At 64.9% G+C, this 19,518-nt stretch carries 12 protein-coding genes; 10 read left to right on the top strand and 2 right to left on the bottom strand.

Annotated features, from left to right (window positions below; genetic code table 11):
- The first annotated feature begins 207 nt into the window (after positions 1-207).
- Genes ACEN9G_RS25355 through ACEN9G_RS25310 form a run of 10 tightly spaced genes read left to right on the top strand, consistent with a single transcriptional unit; the run spans position 208 to position 17,719 of the window.
- The gene (locus tag ACEN9G_RS25355; RefSeq protein WP_483127142.1) at positions 208-996 is read left to right on the top strand and encodes a GAF domain-containing protein; all 789 of its coding nucleotides are present in this window, start codon (positions 208-210) and stop codon (positions 994-996) included.
- A gap of 57 nt (positions 997-1,053) precedes the next feature.
- A complete protein-coding gene (locus ACEN9G_RS25350; RefSeq protein ID WP_413339393.1) occupies positions 1,054-1,866 on the top strand; it encodes an AMP-binding protein in 813 nt (270 codons plus the stop codon).
- Positions 1,867-1,899: 33 nt separating this feature from the next.
- Complete coding sequence (locus tag ACEN9G_RS25345; protein ID WP_483127141.1) at positions 1,900-9,363, top strand: SDR family NAD(P)-dependent oxidoreductase; 7,464 nt, start codon at positions 1,900-1,902, stop codon at positions 9,361-9,363.
- Positions 9,364-9,374: 11 nt separating this feature from the next.
- On the top strand, positions 9,375-10,595 hold the full coding sequence (locus ACEN9G_RS25340) for a 3-oxoacyl-[acyl-carrier-protein] synthase III C-terminal domain-containing protein (RefSeq protein WP_413340216.1): 1,221 nt from the start codon (positions 9,375-9,377) through the stop codon (positions 10,593-10,595).
- Positions 10,595-12,379 carry a 4'-phosphopantetheinyl transferase superfamily protein gene (locus ACEN9G_RS25335; protein WP_413340218.1) on the top strand — a complete coding sequence of 595 codons (1,785 nt, stop codon included), beginning with the start codon at positions 10,595-10,597 and terminating at the stop codon, positions 12,377-12,379. Before ACEN9G_RS25340 ends, ACEN9G_RS25335 begins: the two co-directional genes overlap by 1 nt.
- Positions 12,376-13,104, top strand: a complete 729-nt coding sequence (locus tag ACEN9G_RS25330; protein WP_413340220.1) for an ABC transporter ATP-binding protein — start codon at positions 12,376-12,378, stop codon at positions 13,102-13,104. Before ACEN9G_RS25335 ends, ACEN9G_RS25330 begins: the two co-directional genes overlap by 4 nt.
- Positions 13,105-13,106: 2 nt before the next feature.
- Positions 13,107-14,357 (top strand): ABC transporter permease, encoded by a 1,251-nt coding sequence (locus ACEN9G_RS25325; protein WP_413340222.1) that lies wholly within the window; start codon positions 13,107-13,109, stop codon positions 14,355-14,357.
- A gap of 17 nt (positions 14,358-14,374) precedes the next feature.
- Positions 14,375-15,136, top strand: coding sequence for an outer membrane lipoprotein-sorting protein (locus ACEN9G_RS25320; protein ID WP_413340224.1), 762 nt, complete (start codon positions 14,375-14,377; stop codon positions 15,134-15,136).
- 8 nt (positions 15,137-15,144) lie between these two features.
- The gene (locus ACEN9G_RS25315; RefSeq protein ID WP_413340226.1) at positions 15,145-16,329 is read left to right on the top strand and encodes a hypothetical protein; all 1,185 of its coding nucleotides are present in this window, start codon (positions 15,145-15,147) and stop codon (positions 16,327-16,329) included.
- Positions 16,330-16,357: 28 nt separating this feature from the next.
- Entirely contained in the window at positions 16,358-17,719 is a 1,362-nt protein-coding gene (locus ACEN9G_RS25310) for a glycosyltransferase family 4 protein (protein WP_413340228.1), read from the top strand.
- Between the two features lie 32 nt (positions 17,720-17,751).
- On the opposite strand, the gene ACEN9G_RS25305 is transcribed toward ACEN9G_RS25310, so the two are convergent.
- Complete coding sequence (locus ACEN9G_RS25305; RefSeq protein ID WP_483127140.1) at positions 17,752-18,039, bottom strand: carbohydrate-binding protein; 288 nt, start codon at positions 18,037-18,039, stop codon at positions 17,752-17,754.
- An 18-nt stretch (positions 18,040-18,057) separates the two neighbouring features.
- Positions 18,058-19,500 (bottom strand): glycoside hydrolase family 30 protein, encoded by a 1,443-nt coding sequence (locus tag ACEN9G_RS25300; protein ID WP_483127139.1) that lies wholly within the window; start codon positions 19,498-19,500, stop codon positions 18,058-18,060.
- Positions 19,501-19,518 lie beyond the last annotated feature (18 nt).

Below are 19,518 nucleotides of genomic sequence, written 5' to 3'. Positions count from 1 at the left end.
ATGGCAATGATTACACGCGCACGCACTGGATTCGACAATCATACGCACGACATATGAGTGTAGTTAGCAGGAATCACCAGAATAACTATTGCCAGCCGGCACGAATTCAATTAACGACAGTAATCACGCCCCACGTCATTCACCATCGAAAACATAATAATCATCAGGATGTATAAGTCGGATGCTGAATAATCTTATGAGGATGCCATGATGCTGAGTGATAAGACCGCTTCCCGGTTAAGGGAAGAATTCTCTCGCTTCTCGCCCGAAGGGAGCATGAAGGAGTGTCTCGATGCCCTGTCGGAGGTCATTGCCCGAATACTCTCCGCGAAAGGCTGCAGCATCTTGATCCTGGCCGAGTGCGATCTTTCGCAGACGCCACTCGATAGCGGGCCTCAATTCGGTCCACTGCCCGAGCTGCTGGCGAATCAGAAACCCGTGATCTATGCAGCGACCGTCAGCGAGACCTCCGCCGATCCGGAGCGCGCCTATGATGTCCACGGCACTACCGAAAGCATGGTATCCGCGATTGTTTTACAAGGAAAAATCGTTGGAGTCATCCATGCATCACTCTCATTGCAGCCGGGCGGATTCAAAGAAGAAGACCTGCAACTTTTCAGTGTTCTCACACCGCTGGTGACGAAGTCCATTCAGGTGATCCAACTGCAGAATATTCTCAACTCGAGATTTGCCCAATTGGCGATCGCCCAATCCAATGACTCGGCAGTCAAGCAGTTAATGAATGGGATCATGCAAAATCCGAACCAGTTCGCGCGCATGCTGGCCCGCGCTTTCTATCGCGAGATGCTGCATACCGGCCTCAGTGTCAATCAGATCATTTTCGTGGCCACGGAACTGATTTCGGAACTCAGCAACAGCCTGAAGAAACGCAGCGTCAAGCACAAAAAACAAACAGGAGAATTGCCGCTCGCCGCCCCCATGCCAGTGCAAGTCGCACCAGAACAACTCGTGCCAGAACATGCCATCAAGCAATGAAAGAGCCGTCCTGTAGAGTCGTGAACCAACCGCCCACGGAATGACCGGGAGAGAGAAATGCACGTTGGACTGGAACTCGCAAGAATACCGGCCCGGGGTAATATTTCATTATTCCTCGATGACGACACTTTGTATACTGCACCGCAATATAGAAGTGAATTAGACATCCTCAGAAAATTATGCAGGGCACTGCATCCATCGGATTACGGATGCGTGACGATAAATAATCTGCATTCACTTCCCTTGCAGCGCCGCTTTGAAGTGAATGCCCAGACATTCCCTGGTGCGCCTGCAGTCAAGGCAGGCAACCAGCTGCTGACCTATGGTGAGCTCGACCATCAGGCCGACGAACTCGCACTGTATTTGCAGCGTCGTGGCCTGCACGCGGGATGCTTCTGTATCGTCAGACTCGAACCTTCGATCGCCGAGGTGCGCGCAATCCTGGCGATCCTGAAAGCCGGGGCGGCTTACGTGAAGTTCGATCCCGGCCTCGGCCCACAGCTCGAAGCAGCGGTGTTCGATGTCCTCGAGCCTCCGTTCCTATTCGTGCCCGTCACCGAAGCACTGCGCCCGGAGGCCGGCAGGCTGCAGGTGGTGGGTTGCGACGACGGACCGATGCATTTGCCCCATGGCTGGCCGGACGAGGCCAGGGTCGACGCGCGCACGCCGGCATGTGCGCTGGTGTATCGCGAGCCCGGCGGCGGCGTCTGCATATCAATGCGCACCCATCAATCGTTGGCATTTCCGGCCCGGGTACCTGCCAGGTCCCGCCGTTCCACGGGCGGCCGATCTTCACGCGTCCGCCATGATCCAACGAATTTCTGGCAGGTATTTTCCAAAGGGGCGTTGATGGTCATCCCTCATGCCTGAGCGGGCGGTCAACCGCCTATTTGAAGAGACACCGTGGAGATCCTCATGAATGCGTCAAACGCGGTAAAAACTGAACTACCAACGATTATCGCGCTCAGCCCGCAATTCCGGCTGGCGCCGCAGATTGCCATCGCAGCGAGCCGCGCGGGCGCGCTTGGTATCCTCGACCTCGGCATCAGGACGCCACCTGCCGACATGGCGGCGGCCGTTGCCGAAGTCGTACGTTGGTCGAGTCAGGCGACGAATTGGGGACTCCGATTCGACCTGCTCCAGGCCAGGCATGACGTCCTCAACCACCTGGCGGGGGATATCGGCCTCGAAACACGCGCGCCCGTCCTGCAGTTGGCTGGCGTGCGTTCCGGGGACCTTCGTGCCGCAGCCAGGACCGGGCGCAAAATCGCCCGCGCCGTCCTGCTGGAAGCATGCGATCTTGCCGAGGCCCAGGCGGCGCAGGACGCGGGCTTCGACGGGGTGGTCCTCAAAGGCAATGAGGCGGGAGGCCACGTGTGCCGCCGCTCGGCGTTCATGCTGACGCAGGAGTGCGCGGGAAAGCTGGCAATTCCTTACTGGATCCAGGGCGGTATCGGTCCGCACACGGCGGCGGCCGTCATGCTGGCTGGCGCACGCGGTGTCGTCATCGGCGAACAGCTCTGGCAGACGGCCGAAGCACCCTGCCCGCCCGCGAATATCGCGTGGTCAGGGATCGACGGCAGCGAGACTGCGCTGGTCGGCAGCGAAGACACGCCTTATCGCTGCTTCAGCCGGAGTGGACGCGTCCGCCAGCGCGAGATCGAACGCATGGTTGCACAGGGCGAGGAATGGCAGGACGCCCTGTTGAACGGCTTGCTCGACGCCGGGGACCCGATCATCCCGGCGGGGGCCGACATCGGTCTCGCGGAGCCCCTCGGAACGCGCTTCGGTACGGTCGGCCGCATCGTCACTGCGATCCGGGACGCCATCGAAAACCGGCTGCGGCAGGCGCACACCCTGCAGGCACTGCAGCCCGACGGCCCGCTCGCACGATCCCACGGCACGCGCTTCCCGATCGCCCAGGGCCCGATGACGCGCGTGAGCGACGTCGCGCCATTCGCGAGGGATGTCGCCGCGGCGGGCGCTTTGCCATTCGTCGCTCTCGCGGTGCTGCGCGGTCCCGAGGTCGCCGCCCTCCTGCGCACGACCCGCGAACTGATGGGCACGATGCCCTGGGGCGTGGGCATCCTGGGATTCGTACCGCGCGAGCTACGCGAGGAACAGCTGGCGGTGCTGCGCGAGATCAGGCCGCCGTTCGCGATCATCGCCGGCGGCCGTCCGGGCCAGGCCCGCGAGCTCGAAGAACTCGGCACGGTCACCTATCTGCACGTCCCGTCACCCGGCTTGTTGCGCAGTTTTCTCGGGAGCGGCATGCGGCGCTTCGTGTTCGAAGGCAGCGAATGCGGCGGGCACACGGGCCCGCGCAGCAGCTTCGTGCTGTGGGAACAAGCGGTCGGCATCCTGGCCAGCGCGGACATCAAGGATCCGGAGGCCGTGCACGTCCTGTTTGCCGGCGGCGTTCATGACGCGTTATCGGCGGCAATGGTCGCGCTGATTGCCGCACCACTGAGCGCGCGGGGCATGAAGGTCGGTGTGCTGATGGGTACCGCGTACCTGTTCACCCACGAGATCGTTGCAAGCGGTGCGATCGTCGGGGAATTCCAGCGCCAGGCCATGCAGTGCAAGGAGACCGCGTTGCTGCAGTCGGGCGTCGGTATCTACACCCGCTGCGCCAGGACCGCATTCTGCGACGAATTCGAGGCGCTGCGGCGCCAGCTCGTCCTGGAAAGCAAGTCAGACGAAGACACACTGATGGCGCTCGAGCTCATGAACATCGGCCGTCTGCGCATCGCCTCGAAAGGCGTGGCGCGCAACGGCGATCCGGATGTGCCTGCAAGCCAGCGCTACATTACCCTCGACGAAGACGCACAACGACGCGACGGACTGTACATGCTGGGCGATGTCGCGCGGCTGCGTGACGAGACCTGCAGCCTGGCGGAGCTGCACGACGCCGTATCCGGTGCGAGCATGCGGCTCCTGCAGGAACACGTGCCGCGCAACGAAGACGCCGAGCCCGCGGCAGCCAGCGAACCGATCGCCATCATCGGCATGGCAGCGCATTTTCCCAAGGCACAGGGGCTGCAGGCCTATTGGCACAACATCATGCGCGCACTCGACGCCATCCGGGAAGTGAGTGACGACCGCTGGCCGGCCGCCCAGTTGTTCGAGGCGCGCCGCGGCGTCGCCGACAAAGTGTATTCGAAATGGGGGGGATTCCTGGACGACATGCCGTTCGACCCCCAGCGCTACGGTATCGCACCGGCAACGCTCGGTTCGATCGAGCCGGCCCAGCTGCTTACGCTCGAAGTCGCCCGCCAGGCGCTCGAGGATGCGCGCCTGGACCAGCGGCCCTTCGCACGCGACCGCACGGCATGCATCGTGGCCGTCGGCGGCATGAACGACCTGGGCACGCTCTACAACCTGCGTACCGTACTGCCGCTGTATCTCGCACGGGTGGAGTCGCTGTCCCAGGAAACCCGCGATCACATCATCGATACGCTGTTCGACAAGGAGTTGCCGAAGTGGACCGAGGACAGTTTTCCCGGCATTCTCGGCAACGTCATCGCAGGACGGGTGGCCAACCGGCTCGATCTCGGCGGCAGCAACTTCACGGTCGACGCGGCCTGCGCATCCTCGCTCGCCGCGCTCGAAGTCGGTTTCAGGCAGCTGCGCGACGGCCAGGCCGACGTGGCGCTCGTGGCCGGCGTCGATTGCACGAATAGCGCACTGGGGTTCATGTGCTTCGCCCAGACGCACGCATTGTCGCCGCGCGGACGTTCGCGCCCATTCGACGAAAGCGCCGACGGGATCGCAATCAGCGAAGGCGTGGGGGCGATCGTGCTCAAGCGCCTCAGCGATGCCGAGCGTGACGGCGACCGCATCTATGCGCTCATCAACGGCGTCGGCAGCGCGAGCGACGGCCGCCACCGCAGCCTGACTGCCCCACATCCGCCAGGCCAGGTTGCAGCACTCGAGCGCGCCTACAGGGACGCCGGCGTCGACCCGCACCTCGTTACGCTGATCGAAGCGCACGGCACGGGTACCGCGCTCGGCGACAAGTCGGAAATCGCCGCGCTCACGACCGTGATGGGTTCGGCGCCGGCGCCCGCGTGTGCGATCGGCTCCGTCAAGTCCATGATCGGACACACCAAGGTCACGGCCGGCATCGCGGGCCTGATCAAGGCGTCCCTCGCGCTCCATCACCGCGTCCTGCCGCCCACGCTCGGCGTAGAGCGGCCAGTGGCGGGGCTCGCTGCACCGGGCTCCTTCCTTTATGTCAACAGCGAACCGCGCCCCTGGCTCCATGCCGGCCGCACCCACCCGCGCTACTGCGGCGTCAGCGCCTTCGGGTTTGGCGGCACGAATTTCCACGCGGTGTTATCCGAGTACGCCAATGCGTACCGGCCGACCGACAGGACCAGCCTGCAGCCCCGCAACGTCGAGCTGTTCGCGTTTACCGGCGCCAGCCGCGCCGACATCGAACAAGCGGTCAAGGACCTGCTCGAGCAACTGCAGCGCGCGCCTCAAGTCGACCTGGCGCAACTGGCCTTTTCGCTGTACCGCGAGCAGCACGTGCTGCGCCGCGCGAACGGCGGCCAGCCGTGCCGCCTGGTCGTCGTGGCCAGCTCCGTCGACGATCTGCGCCGCAGGCTGGCGCACGCGCTGGCGCAGTTCGATTCGAGGACACCCATCCATCCGGCGAGCGGCCTGCATTACCGCGAGAGCACCGAGGCACCCGGCGGCGTTTGCTTCCTGTTTCCAGGCCAGGGGGCGCAGCGCATCAACATGTTGCGCGATCTCGTCACGGACTTGCCCGCGCTGCACGCCTGCTTCGCCCAGCCGGCAACGAACGATCCCGGCCAGCCCGCCATCGCCGACTATATCTATCCGCGACCGGCGTTCGACGACGCCGAACGCAATGCCCAGCAACAAGCCCTGAACGCCACCGAGGTCGCGCAGCCGGCGCTCGGCATGGTCAACATGGCCGCGTTCGACGTTCTTACCAGTTATGGCTTGCGTCCCGATTTCGTTGCCGGGCACAGCTATGGCGAATATGTCGCGCTCTGCGCGGCCGGCGCGATCACGCGTGAGGCCTTGCTGCACCTGTCGCTCGCCCGCGGTCGCCTCGCGACGAGCGCCCCGGCCGGCGCCATGGCGGCCCTCGACGTGGATGGCGACCGGGCGAACGAGGCCATCGCCCGCCACGGTCTGCAAGTCACGGTGGCCAACCTGAATGCGCCCGACCAGACCATCATTGCCGGTACGCCGGAGTCGATCGAGGCGGCGCTGCCGGTCCTGGTCCAGCAGGGCATGCGCACCAGGCGGATCGCCGTGAGCACGGCATTCCATTGCCCGCAGATGGCGGTGGCCGGAGCTGCCCTGGCCGATGAATTGAACCCGGTCGCTTTCGCGCCGCCCCGCGTGCCAGTCTATGCCAACCTGACCGCGGCCCCCTATCCGCCCGAACCCGACCAGATGCGCTCGCTGCTGGCGCGACATATCTCCGAACCGGTCCGCTTCACGGATCAGATCGAGGCGGTGTACGCGGCAGGCGCACATGTGTTCGTCGAGTGCGGGCCGGGCCTGACGCTGACGGGCCTGGTCGGTCGCATCCTCGGCGAGCGTCCGCACTGCGTGCTTGCGCTCGACGCCCCGGGAAGGAACGGCTGGGAACAACTCGCACAGCTGCTGGCGCAGGCGGAAGCCAGGGGATTGCCCATCAACCTCGGGCAATGGTTCTCAGGACGAGGACTGGCTGAGCAGGGTCTCGACGAGACATTGGCGCAAGCGCGCCGGCGCCACGAGCACGGCCCGTTGGTCTGGCGCGTGAACGGCGGCCGGGCCGTCCCCTGGTCCTCGCCCGCGCGCCCCGGCACGCCCCCTCCGCAGCCGTCGCCCCCGGCACCGCCTGCGTCCGTACCCGCCGCCCACATGCAGGCGGGCATGCGCCCGGTGCAGGTATCGCAAGACACCGCCACAACTACTCATCGGAGAACGACAATGACCAGCAGAGAACCCCTGCCCGCCGATTTATCGGGCGACGCAGCCATGCAAGTGCCAGCATTTCCCGGGTCCTCATCGGACATGGGCGACTTTCACGACACGTTGAAATCTCTGCTCGCATTCCAGACCGAGCAGCAGCACGTCCTCCGCCAGTTCCTCGACCTGCAGGCACAGCTGGCCGGCATCGGTCCGCGCCTCGTGGCGCCGCCGCTGGTGCTGCCGGTCGGGTCGACGCGGCCAGTCAATCCCATGCCTGAACCGCGCCCCCAGGCCACCGTGGCCGGCCTTGCGACAGCGCCAGCGAGCGCCGCGCCGTCCCCCATTCATATCGGCAAGCCCGCGCAGGCGCCCATCCTGCCCGAACTGCCAGCCGCGGTCCCGCTCGCCGCTTCTTCCGCTCCCATGACAGCGCTGTCGGCGGCGCCCCACGGCAGTCCTCAGGAAGCCAGGCCGGCATCGACCGCCGAATTCTCGGCGGAGCTGTTGAAAGCGGTGTCGGAACGGACCGGCTACCCCGTCGACATGCTCGACATGGACGCGCATATGGAGGCGGACCTCGGCATCGATTCGATCAAGCGCATCGAGATCTTCAGCAATCTGTCGCAACGCCACAGCCTCGTCGGCGATCGCGACGAAGAAAAGCTGATCGAGGAGCTGTCGGGCTTCAAGACCTTGCGTGAAGTCGTGGCGTGGTACGAGCGCCTGCTTGCGCCCGAAGCGGAATCCACTGTAGCGGAGAGCCCGGCAAAAAAAGCGCCGGCTCCACTTTCGTCGCCGGATGAGGAAGTGGAGTCGCGTGCTGCACCGGCAGAGTCCGACCCCGTGCTCAGCTATGTCGTCCAGGCATGCGACGCACCGCTGGACGCGGACACGACGATCGCCTGGCCGGGCGGCGTCCCCATTGTCCTGGTCAGCAAGGTCTCGCCCCTCGCGATCGCGTTGCGCGAGCGGCTCGAGGAACAAGGCTGCCAGGTTCGTCACGTCGTGCCCGGCGCATTCACGCGGGCCGTCGACGCGTCGCGCCTCGAGGTCGACCTTTCCTCGCTCGACGCCGTGACGCCGCTTGCCGAGCTGCTGCGGGTGGACGAGACGCCGCCCGGGGCCCTGATCAACCTGATGGGCGCCGACGAGGGTGGCCCGACGTGGGACCACAGGAACGATGCGCGGGCACTGTTCATGCTCCTGAAAGTGCTGGGCCCCGCCCTGCGGCGCAGTGCCGACGCCGGCGCCGGCCGGTTGATCAACGTGACGTCGTTCGATGGCCGCTTCGGCCTCGCTGGTGGCGCGCATACCGCGGCCGGCAGCGCCGGGACGCTGGGCGTCGTGAAGTCGGCCGCCCGGGAATGGGCCAACGTCCGGGTGAAATGCATCGATGCCGCACCGGCGCTCGATCCGGCGGAGCTCGCCGCCCGGATCGCGCGCGAGATGTTCAGTTCGAATCCCGACATCGAGGTGGGGTTCGACGAGGACGGGCGCTACCGCATCGATCTCGTTCCGCGCGCACGCGAGCATGACAATCTCGGGGAATTCGCCCTCGAACCCGGTTCCGTGGTCCTCGTGACCGGCGGCGCCTACGGGATTACCGCGAACCTTGCGCGCATGCTGGCGGATAAATATCACCCGCACCTCGTCCTTGTCGGCCGCAGTCCGTTGCCGGGCGACGAGGACGAGCTGACACGCGACGTGACGGATCTGCAGGCGTTGCGGCAACTGCTGACGGAACGGTTCCAGTCACGGCATCAGAAGGTCAGGCCGGCGGCGGTCGAAGCCGAACTCAAGCAGCTCCTGAAGGAACGCGAGATGGCGGCCAACCTCGCGGCCTTCCGCAACAGCGGCTGCACGGTGGAATACCACTGCCTGGATGTGCGGGACAACGAGGCGTTCAACGCGTTGCTCGACGAGATCTACCGGCGCCTGGGCAGGATCGACGGCGTCATCCACGGTGCGGGTGTGATCAGCGACAAACTGATACTCAACAAGTCCGTGGACACCTTCGACTCGGTGTTCGATACGAAAGTCGTGCCCGCGCTGACGCTTGCGGCACGGCTGGACCTTGCCGCCCTGCGCTTCATCGTCTTCCTGTCCTCGGTCGCCGGTCGGTTCGGGAACATCGGCCAGGCCGACTACAGTGCCGCGAACGAGGTATTGAACAAGCTGGCGGACCAGCTCAGCCATGCCTGGCCCCACCTGCACGCGCTTTCCATCAACTGGGGGCCGTGGGATGCGGGCATGGTCAACGACGATCTGCGCCGGCTGTATGCATCGCGTTCGATCCAGCCGATCGCCCCTGCAACCGGGCAGCGCCATTTCCTGGATGAGCTCGAGCACGGTCCCCGTCGCCAGCCCGAAATCGTGATTACGTCCAGCATCGGCCAGATCGCGACCCTGCGGCTGACGAACTAGCGGAGCATGCAATGGACAACTACGACTATCCAGTTCTGGTCAATTTCACCCCGGTCAGGGTCGCCACGCCGGTGCCTCAACGGCTTGCCCTGGAGGTGTCCGCATATGCCATGGCACGCAGCTATTGCAAGCTGCACGGCATCACCACCCGGCAGGGCAAGCAACAGGCCGTGGCCGACATGCAGGGCAAGTTCGAACAGTATGCGGTGCCGCCTGCCGTGATCAGGCAGCGGCAACTCGTCTTTTTCCCGAAGCTGGCCGACATCCGCATCATGGATGGCGACATGTTCCTGGCCGATCCCGAGCACGCGCACCTGCGACTCTTCGCCGGCCCGGAGGATACCAAAGGCGCGGACCTGAAAACCCGGCACCAGTATTACGGGAAGATCGTCGGCGACTGCCTCGGCGAGATGTATGGCGACGCCGCGGTTGCGCCGGATGACCTGATTCACGTGACCTCCACGGGCTATCTGGCGCCGAGCCCGCTGGAGCGCCTGGTCGTGGAAAAGAAATGGTTTTCCACGTGCGTATCGCATTGCTATCACGTGGACAGCCATGGCGCTTTCTCCGCGATAAAGATGGCGCATGGCTTCCTCGCATCGGGGCAGAACGGCACGGCGTCGCCCAGGCAGCGCGTGGATATCGTGCATACCGAACTGCTGTCCGGCCACCACGACATCGAGGAGTTCAGCGCCGCGAACATTGCCGCGATGTCGCTGTACGCCGACGGTTTCATCAACTATTCGCTGTGCACCCCATCGCATGCACGCGACTACGCATTGCCGGGGCTGCGCGTCCTTGCGTTCAACGAACGCCTGCTGCCCGATTCCGCGGACGCCATGACCCTGGTCCCGGGCCCGTACCGGTTCCGGACAACGACGTCGGACATGGTGGAGGTCGTCATCAGGCGCCACGTGTACGCGTTCGTCGACGACCTACTGGGCCGGATCGGCATCGATTTCGAGCAGGCCAAGCCAGGCCTGGTATTCGCGATCCACCCGGGCGGGCCGACGATCATCGAACGCATCGAGGATGAACTCGGGCTACTGGACGACCAGGTCGCCGTCGCCAAGGCGGTCCTGCGCGAGAACGGAAACATGTCGTCGGCCACGATTCCCCACATCCTGAAAGGCATCGTCGACGAACCCGGCATTGCGCCCGGCACGCGCGTCGTCTGCCTCGGTTACGGCCCGGGACTCACCCTCGGCGGACTGGTACTGGAGAAGATCTGATGGCACCCACCAATCATTACCTGGTCTCGGGCAGCGCGCCGCTCGTGGGCCGGGCGTTCGAGGCAGCGGCCCACCAGGCGTCCGCCGACGATACCGGGACCGCGGCGCCCCGGCAGCCGGCGCCGGTCCTGCCGTTCGTCGACCGGATCCTCGACTACCAGGCCGGCGCCAGCATCACGGTAGCGCGCCGGCTGGCGCTCGACACGGACCTGTTCCTGGCGGACCATAACTTCGTCCATGCCCCGGGGGTCAAGCCACTCCGCGAATGCTATCCCGTAGTGCCCATGACGGGCAGCCTCGAACTGATGGCCGAGGCGGCGGCATGCCTTACCCCCGGCTATGGCCTGCTCGGCTTCGAAAACGTCACGGCCCGGCGCTGGATCGCGGTGTCGGACAACGGCGAACTCGAGTTGACGGTCAAGGGCCAGGTCGAGCATGGGCACGAGCAGGCCGATTACAAACGCATTGCGGTGGAAGTGCTGGCCGGGCCCGCGCACGAGAGCATGATCGCTTCCACGGTACTGCTCGGCACGCGTTACGCGGCGCCGCCGCCAGCGCAATCCATCCTCCCGCCGACCGGCACCACGGTCGACGCCGGTCAACTGTATGCGGACCGCCACCTGTTCCATGGACCGCGGTTCCAGTGCCTGCACGGACCGCTGCACGTCGGCCCCGACGGGTTGCATGGGCAATTGCGGGTCAGGCCCACGCAGGACTGGTTCACCTTCTCGGACCAACCGCAACTGCTGTGCGACCCGGGACTGCTGGACACCATCGGCCAGCTCATTGCCGTCTGGAGCATGCAGGACGGCAGCTCCGCCTTCCCTGTCGGTCTGGGGCGGCTCGACTTCCATGGCCCGACGCCGGCCGCAGGCAGCATCCTGCCCGTCACGATCAGGATCACGGGACGCCAGTTGAAGATGATCAGCGCGGACGTCGAGATCGGCGACGGCGCGGGCGGCGCCTGGCTCCGCGTCGCCGGCTGGCGGTCCTGGCAATTCAAATGGGCGCCGGAACTCGTGGCCCTGCAACGCCACCCGAGCCGGTGCCTGCTCAGCGAGACCCGGTCGCTGGCCGGCCCCGATCGCGACATCGGTTACCAATGGCTGGCGGCGCAGACCATCGCCGGTTTCGACCTCGCCCTGCTGGCACGTCACTACCTGCGGGCCGAGGAAATGATCGAGTTCGACGCGAAGGCCCACTACCCGCAGCGTCAGCTCGAATGGCTCCTTGGGCGCGTCGCGGCCAAGGACGCGGCGCGCGCCTGGAGCGCACGCACGGCCAACGCGGACCTGGACCTGCATCCCGCGGCGTTCGCCATCCGCAACGATCCGCATGGCCAGCCCGTCGTCGCCTCCTGGCCGGCCCCGACGCCCGTCCCGCGCATCAGTATCGCGCACAGCCATGGAGTCGCGGTTGCCATCGCGGCCGGCGCACCGGTCGGCATCGATATCGAGCGCGTCGCCGAGCACGATGCGCATTGGCTGGCGAGTTTCACGACCGAAGGCGAGCGGCGGCAACTGGCGGCATACGGCGCCCCGGAACGAGCCGCCTGGATCACCCGCCTGTGGTGTGCCAAGGAAGCGTTCGGCAAGCGCCTTGGCCTCGGCCTCCATCGTCCGGCCCGGGATGTCGAAGCGTGCGCATGGGCGGACGACCACGGCCTGCGCATGCGCCACGTACCGGACGGCGCGTGCGCCGATGTCAGGACGCTGCGTGACGGCGACTTCATCGTGGCGATCGACAGTCCCGTGCCCACGCACGACAACAAGGAGCAATCATGACCGTCAGCGCTGTTCCGGCACTCATCGAGATGCGGAATGTACACAAGCAGTACGAGCTTGGAGAGAACCGCATCGACGCACTCAAGGCGATCAACGTCTCGATCGTCCCCGGGGAATTCGTGGCCGTCTGGGGTCCCTCCGGATCGGGAAAATCCACGTTCTGCAATCTGTGCGGCCTGCTGGATACGCCCACCTCGGGGAGCGTGCTGTTCCAGGGCCAGGACGCGGCCGCATTGTCGGACGATCATTGCAGCGCGTTGCGCAACCGCGCCATCGGCTTCGTGTTCCAGAGCTTCAATCTGATCCCGGTACTCTCGGCCCTGGAGAACGTCATGCTGCCGCTTCAGGTCGGACAGGCGACAGCACGCGAAGCGCGGAATATCGCGCTGAAACGGCTCACCGACATGGGCCTGGAGCACCATCTGGCCCATCGCCCGGCCAAGCTCTCGGGCGGCCAGCAGCAACGGGTCGCCATCGCCCGGGCACTGGTCGGCGCGCCGATGCTCGTGGTTGCCGACGAGCCGACCGCCAACCTCGACTCCGACAATGCGCTCAAGGTCATCGCATTGATGCGCTCGATCAGCCATACCGAGGGAACGGCGTTCGTGTTCTCGACCCACGACCAGCGCCTGCTGGAGCGGGTCGACCGGCAGATCGTCCTGCATGACGGCATGGTGCAGGACGACCGCAGGAACCACATTACCTCCTTTGCCAACCGAGGTTAATCATGCTCACCTGGATCAAACTGGCCGTCCGTAATCTCTTCCGCAACGCGCGCCGCTCCCTCTTCACGATCCTGGCGATTGCACTCGGCTTCGTGGCCGTGAACGTGCTGGGCGGATTCATGGTCTACATCTTCAACAACCTGCAGGAAAATTACATCTACGGCGAGGCAAACGGACACCTCACCATCTTCAAGACCGGATTCCTCGACAAGGGGAAGCTGGACCCGACGCGCTACCTGCTCACCGCGGACCAGCTCAGGACCGTCGAGGGCGTGACTGCACGCCACCCCGAAGTCCTCGTCAACACGGCGCAGCTGGGCGTGTCCGGCCTGTTGAGCAACGGCGAAGTCTCGACGATCTTCATCGGCACGGGCCGCGTACCGTCCGATGTCGAGAAAATCAGGAAATACGCCAACGCGACCCAAAAGCGCATCCGGCAGTACGACGGCCAACCGCTGGCGGACGATGACGTCAATGGCATCGGCGTCAGCCATGGCCTTGCCAAGGCCCTGAATCTGCCGCTCGGCGCCACCGCGGTGGCGATGTCGCCGACTGTGAGCGGCCAGATCAATGCCCTCGACGCCAGGCTCGTGCAACTCATCGATTCGCCTGTCGAGGTGCTCGATGACAAGCTCACCATCGTACCGCTCGGGTTCGCCCAGAGCCTGTACGACACGCACAGCGTCGATCGGGTCACGCTGCTGCTCGACCGGGACACCGATGTCGAAGCGTTCCGGACGATCCTGGCGCAGGAACTGCGGCGATCCGGCCTCGACGTCGACATCCGGACGTGGGCCGAGCTGTCGCCCTTCTACACCAAGACGAAAAAGATGTTCGACGTGATCTTCGTCGTCAGCTTCGTCATCGTCTTCATGATCGTCGTGATGAGCGTGGTGAACACGTTCACCATGGCGGTCATGGAGCGCACCCGCGAGATCGGCACGCTGCGCGCACTGGGCGTCAAGCGCCGCCGCATCGTCGGGCTGTTCTCGATGGAAAGCGTCGTGCTGGGCGGCTTCGGATCGCTGCTGGGCATCGCGCTGACGCTGCTCGTCGTCACGTCGGTGAGCTGGCTGGAGCCTACGTGGATACCGCCCCAGATGGCGCGCCGCGTGCCGCTGCAAATCTACCTGGTCCCCACGTACTGGGTATTCAGCACGCTCATGCTGATGCTGTTGTCCACCGTTGCTGCGATCCTGCCGGCCCGCAAGGCCGCGCGCATGCCCATCCCGAATGCGCTGGGCTATGCCTGAAGAACGAGGAGATTGCGATGACTGCACCGTACCTGACCCGATGGACTCGGCCGGCCATGGCACTGGCGATCTTCCTGTCGCTGCCGTATGCCGGTCGCGCCGAGCCCTCTTCCACCGACATCCTGAGGGCGGCGGACGAAGCGCGCGGCAATGTGAATGGTCTCGCCTGGCGGGTCGCCATCGAGTCGTCCGAGAACGACAGGGTCACGGACCGGCTGGTCTACGACATCAAGGTGCGTGCCTTCGATTTCGCCGGTGTCAGCCTGGAGCCGCCCAAGTACAGGGGCAACAAGATCCTCATGCTCAACACGAACATGTGGTTCTACAAGCCGGGCCTCAGCAGGCCTGTACCGATCTCGCAGCGCCAGAAGCTGATGGGCGACGCGGCGTATGGCGATATCGCGGCCACCAACTATGCCGACAACTACGCGGCCACGCGGCTCCCCGACGAGCTCGTCAACGGCGAGGAGTGCTACGTCTTCGACCTGAAAGCCAATATCGACAAGGTGACGTACGACCGCATCACCTATTGGGTTTCGAAAAAACGCCTGCTCGGGATCAAGGCCGAATACTTCACCGTATCGGGCAAGAAATTCAAATCCGCCTGGATGGATTACGCCAATACCGTCAAGGTCAACGGCAACACCCGTCCGTTTCTGTCCCGGATCACCTTGCGGGGGGAATTGATGAACACGGAGGTGACTTACCTGAAACTCGCCAATCCACACATCGAAGCAATACCTGACTACGTCTTCAACCTGAATCTCTTCATGCGATGAGGCTAACGATGCGAAAACGGCTTTCCCTATGTGTAGTGGGCCTGGGTTTGTCCTGGTCGGCATATGCCGCGCCGGAGTCTTCGACTCTGGCCCAGGAAATCAGTGATGGATTTTATTCGCGCATCAACGGCCTTGCTTACGGGCTCTATCAGGATACGCTCTCCTCGCCGCTGAACCCGAACAACAGCCTGGGCATTGCAAGCAACCAGGCCGCGTTCCAGTTCCGCCCCGATTTCAACCTGAAGCTGCGCGCATTCGAATTCGACCTGCGGCCCCGCTTTTACTGGACGCGCTCGCGTATCGACTATCCCGGCATGTCCCCTGACCGGAAGATCGAGCACAAGGTGTTCCTGAACGAGGGATCGATCCGCTTCCGTCCGCACGACCGATTGACGCTGAGCTATGGCCGGGAAAACCTGCAGTGGGGGCCCTCCTCGCTCGTGTCGCCATCGAATCCGTTCAATGCCAACAACGGCAAGAACAACCCGAACCTCGAACAGCCGGGGCTGGACTATGCCCGCGCCGTTTACGTCGCGAGTTCCGCCGTCACGGTATCGCTCATCGACAACACCGGCAAGGGCCGTCTCGATCCGATCAATCGCTATCGCAAGGCACGCGCCGTCAAACTGGACTTCACTGGCGACAAGACCTACTTTTCGCTGATCGGATCGAAAGCGACCGGCGAAGGGAGTCGCATTGGCGGTTTCGCCGGATGGAACGTGTCGGACGCGCTGTTGCTGCATGCGGAAGCCAGTGCCGGGCGCAAGTCGAACGGCCCAGGGGTCGCGCCGCGCAACCGGCAGTTGCTCACCGGCGCGTCGTACACCCTGGAAAGCGGCCCGACGCTGACAGCCGAGTATTTCTTCAACAAGGATGGCTGCCCCGACGCGCCGATCCAGACGTGCCTGCAGCGCCGGGGCGCATTGCTCGATCCCGTCCTTCCGCTGGCGCGGCGCCGCTACGCGATGCTGCAATTCCTCGACACGAAAATCGCCGGCAAACTCAATCTGACTGCGCGCTACATCCGCAATCTCGATGACGTTTCATCCCAGTTCATCGTCAACGCGGAATACGAACTGGGCGACCATTTGCAGCTATTGATCGTGCCGGCGCATTACCGTGGTGCGGCGAACAGCGAATTCGGCAGCCTGCTGCACAGATCGGTATTCGTGGGCGCGTCCTACACGTATTAGCGTCTTGCAGAACCATAGGGAGACCATGATGGAATCGACACGCACGTTTGCCATCGTCACGATGGGCAGCGGAGATTACCTCGGCTCGACCGTACGGGACCTGGCACTGGCCAATGCGCTATGGCGGCGCGGCCACAAGGTCGTGATCTACTGGATGATGGAAGTGAACGCCGAACTCGCCGACCCCGGCATCGCGCACCGCATGCTGTGTCATGGCACGCGCTACCATTTCGCGACGCCGTCCGGATTCCTCGACCAGTGCGTGGGCCGTCTGTTGTTCCTGTTGCCGCGACGCCTGCGCGTACGCACGATTCAGGCGCGCAGCGGTTATGTCGACCGACTGCTGCGCAACCTGATCCATGCGCTCTACGGCCGCCCCGGAGGAGACCGGGGCCTTGCACGGCGTCTGCAACGCCTTCTCGCACGCGATGGGGCCAGCCATGTGTTGATGAGTTTCGCGGCGCTCGGCCCGCTGGCCCTGGAGGCGCAACGGATGAGCACGCACGAGTTCGACTACCTGCTGACATTCCAGGGGGACGAGCAGTTCGCCGCGCATGCTAAACAGTTGGGGCTGCTCGACGAGTTCCACCGCCTGCTCAACGAGGCCATCCGTGCTTCCTCCTGGCCATCCGTCGTCGTCAGTGCCGACTACGCGGACCGGATCGTCGCGGAGATGGACGTGCCGCGAGAATCGCTCGCGGTCGTGTACAACGGCATCGTGCAAACCGAGCGCAAGGTCAAACATTCGTTCGCGAGCCTGAAGTCGGCCTTTCCTGGCTTGTCGCCGCATTATCCGATCGTCGCCTATGTCGGACGCCAGGACGCCGAGAAAGGCATCGATCTGCTGCTTTACGCAGCCCGGCTGCTGGCCAGGCGGAACACGGCGATGCAACTCGTCATCTGCGGCTCGACGGCGAAAGGCGGCACCTACCGCAAGGTGCTGGACGATCTGTCCACCCATCTCGACCTGAAGGTCTTTCACGCGGGTTCGATTTCAATCGAAACACGCGACGCGTTGTACGCGCACAGCCATTGCGTGGTCTGTCCGTCCGTCAATCGCGAGCCGTTCGGCCTCGTCGTTGCCGAAGCAATGAGCCATGGTGCCCCCGTACTGGTGCCCGACTATGGCGGCATCGGCGAAGTCATCCGCGACGGCGAGAAAATGGGCGGCCTCCTGTTCAAGGCGTGGGACAGCGGCGATCTCGCCACCCAGCTCGAACGCCTGCTGCTGGACCGCCCGTTGCACCGCCGCCTTGCAAGCAATACCAGGGCCATCGCCAAGCGCTTCACGGTCGACAATATGGTCGACGCCGTACTGAATTTGCTCGAGACCGCGACCAGGAAAACGGGCGCCTCCGCAGCCGCACCGGATGCGGTGACCGAACCCTGAGGTGGGCGACCCGCCGCCCTTGGAAAAGATCGTCAGGTCCTGCTGCCCTGCGCCACGCGGAACTGCACCGTGTACGCGCCGGACGTCGGGACGTTGACCGGATAGCGCATCCAGTCGTTGTTGTCCGTGTGGCCGACGTTGAAGCCGCCGCCGGTGTCCGTCGTCGGTTCGATGACCACGCCGGACATGCTGGCATACGTCTCCGCCTGGACCGTGCCGGGCATGGGCGTTTGCGCCTGCGCCTGGCCGGCGAGCAGGCCGCCGGCCAGCGCCAGCAGGGCCGCCGTCCGGCGCATTGTTGGAACGAGGTTGCGACTCATAGGGGTTTCCCTGTGGTTTCAGCGCACCACGGTCTGGATCGCGTGCGCCGGGATGTCGACCGCCGTTTCCATGCGGTCGACGACGAGGCGGTAGCGCTGCGGCTGGTCGGTCCGGTTCATGACGACGACCGCGAGCCGGCCGTCGCCGTTGCGGAACGCGACCGTCTGCAGGGTGCTGCGGCTCGCAGCCGCGCCCACGCGGCGCGCGCCGGGCCGGATCCAGCGCGAGAAGTGCCCCATGTAGGCATAGCTGGGCGTGAACACGAGCTGGCCGTCGTCGCTCGCGTGCAGCAGCGCGAAGCAGTAGTTGCCGACGTGGTTCGGACCGCCGCGGCTGTCGAGCAGCATGTTCCAGTCGACCCAGCCGCTCGATCCGGCGGCCAGGTCGGCGATGATCTCGCTGCCATAGCGCTCGCCGTTCGCCCAGCTCTGCACCTGGCCCGGGTCGAACTTCTCGATCGACGATTCGGTGAGCAGGAACGGCACGTCGGGCCAGGCCTCGTGGACGGCCGCCAGGTTGCGGTGCATCGGCTCGCCCTTGGCCCATGTCTCGTACCAGTGGTAGCCGACACCCCACACGTACGGCCGCGCCTTCGGATCGTCGAGGATGTGCGCGGCGCGCTGCGGCAGCAGGTCGCGGTTGTGGTCCCACACGATGATCTTCTTGTCGCCCAGGCCTGCCGCCTTCAGCGCGGGGCCCAGGTGGTCGCCGAGGAAGCGCGTCTCGTCCTCGGCCGCGAAGATCATCGATTCCCAGGTCTGCTTCGCCATCGGCTCGTTCTGCACCGACAGGCCCCACAGCGGGATGCCCTCCTTCTCGTAGGCCTGGACGAACTTGACGATGTACCGCGCCCACGTGCCGGCGTACTCCGGCCGAAGGCTGCCGCCGCCCAGCATGGAGCCGTTCGTCTTCATCCACGCGGGCGCGCTCCACGGGCTCGCGAACACGCGCATCTGCGCGCCGTAGGCCTTGCCCGCGTCCAGCGCCCGGTGCAGCAGCGGCAGGCGGTAGCGGCGGTCGTGGCCGATGTCGAACGAGGCCAGGGCGCGGTCGCCGTCCTTCACGTACGTGTAGCTGCCGCTGGAAAAATCGGAGCTGTGGATCGTCGTGCGCAGGATCGTGTAGCCCAGGCCTTCGCGCGGGTCCAGATACGCTTTCAGGAACGCCTGCTGCGCGTCCGGCTTGAGCTTCGCGTACGTCTCGGCGGCGGCGTCGGTGATGGCACCGCCGAAGCCGAACACCTCCTGGTAGCGGTGCCCGGTGTCGACGAAGACGGCCGTCTCCGTTTCCAGCGGCTGGCTCGCGGCGCGCGGCGCGTCGAGCCGGCGCGCCGCGAAGGGCTGGCCGCCTTGCGCGGTCGTGTACACCTGCCAGGGCTGGTCCGCCGTATCAGCCCGTGCGATGCCGGGCAACAGCGCGGCGGCGCACACCAGCCGGATCATGGTTCGTGTCGTGGTCACGATGGTCTCCTCGTTGTC

Source organism: Massilia sp. Masssp94 (assembly GCF_059491305.1).
Note: the sequence above shows the minus strand (reverse complement) of the source record. Positions and strands in the feature narration are given on the sequence as shown.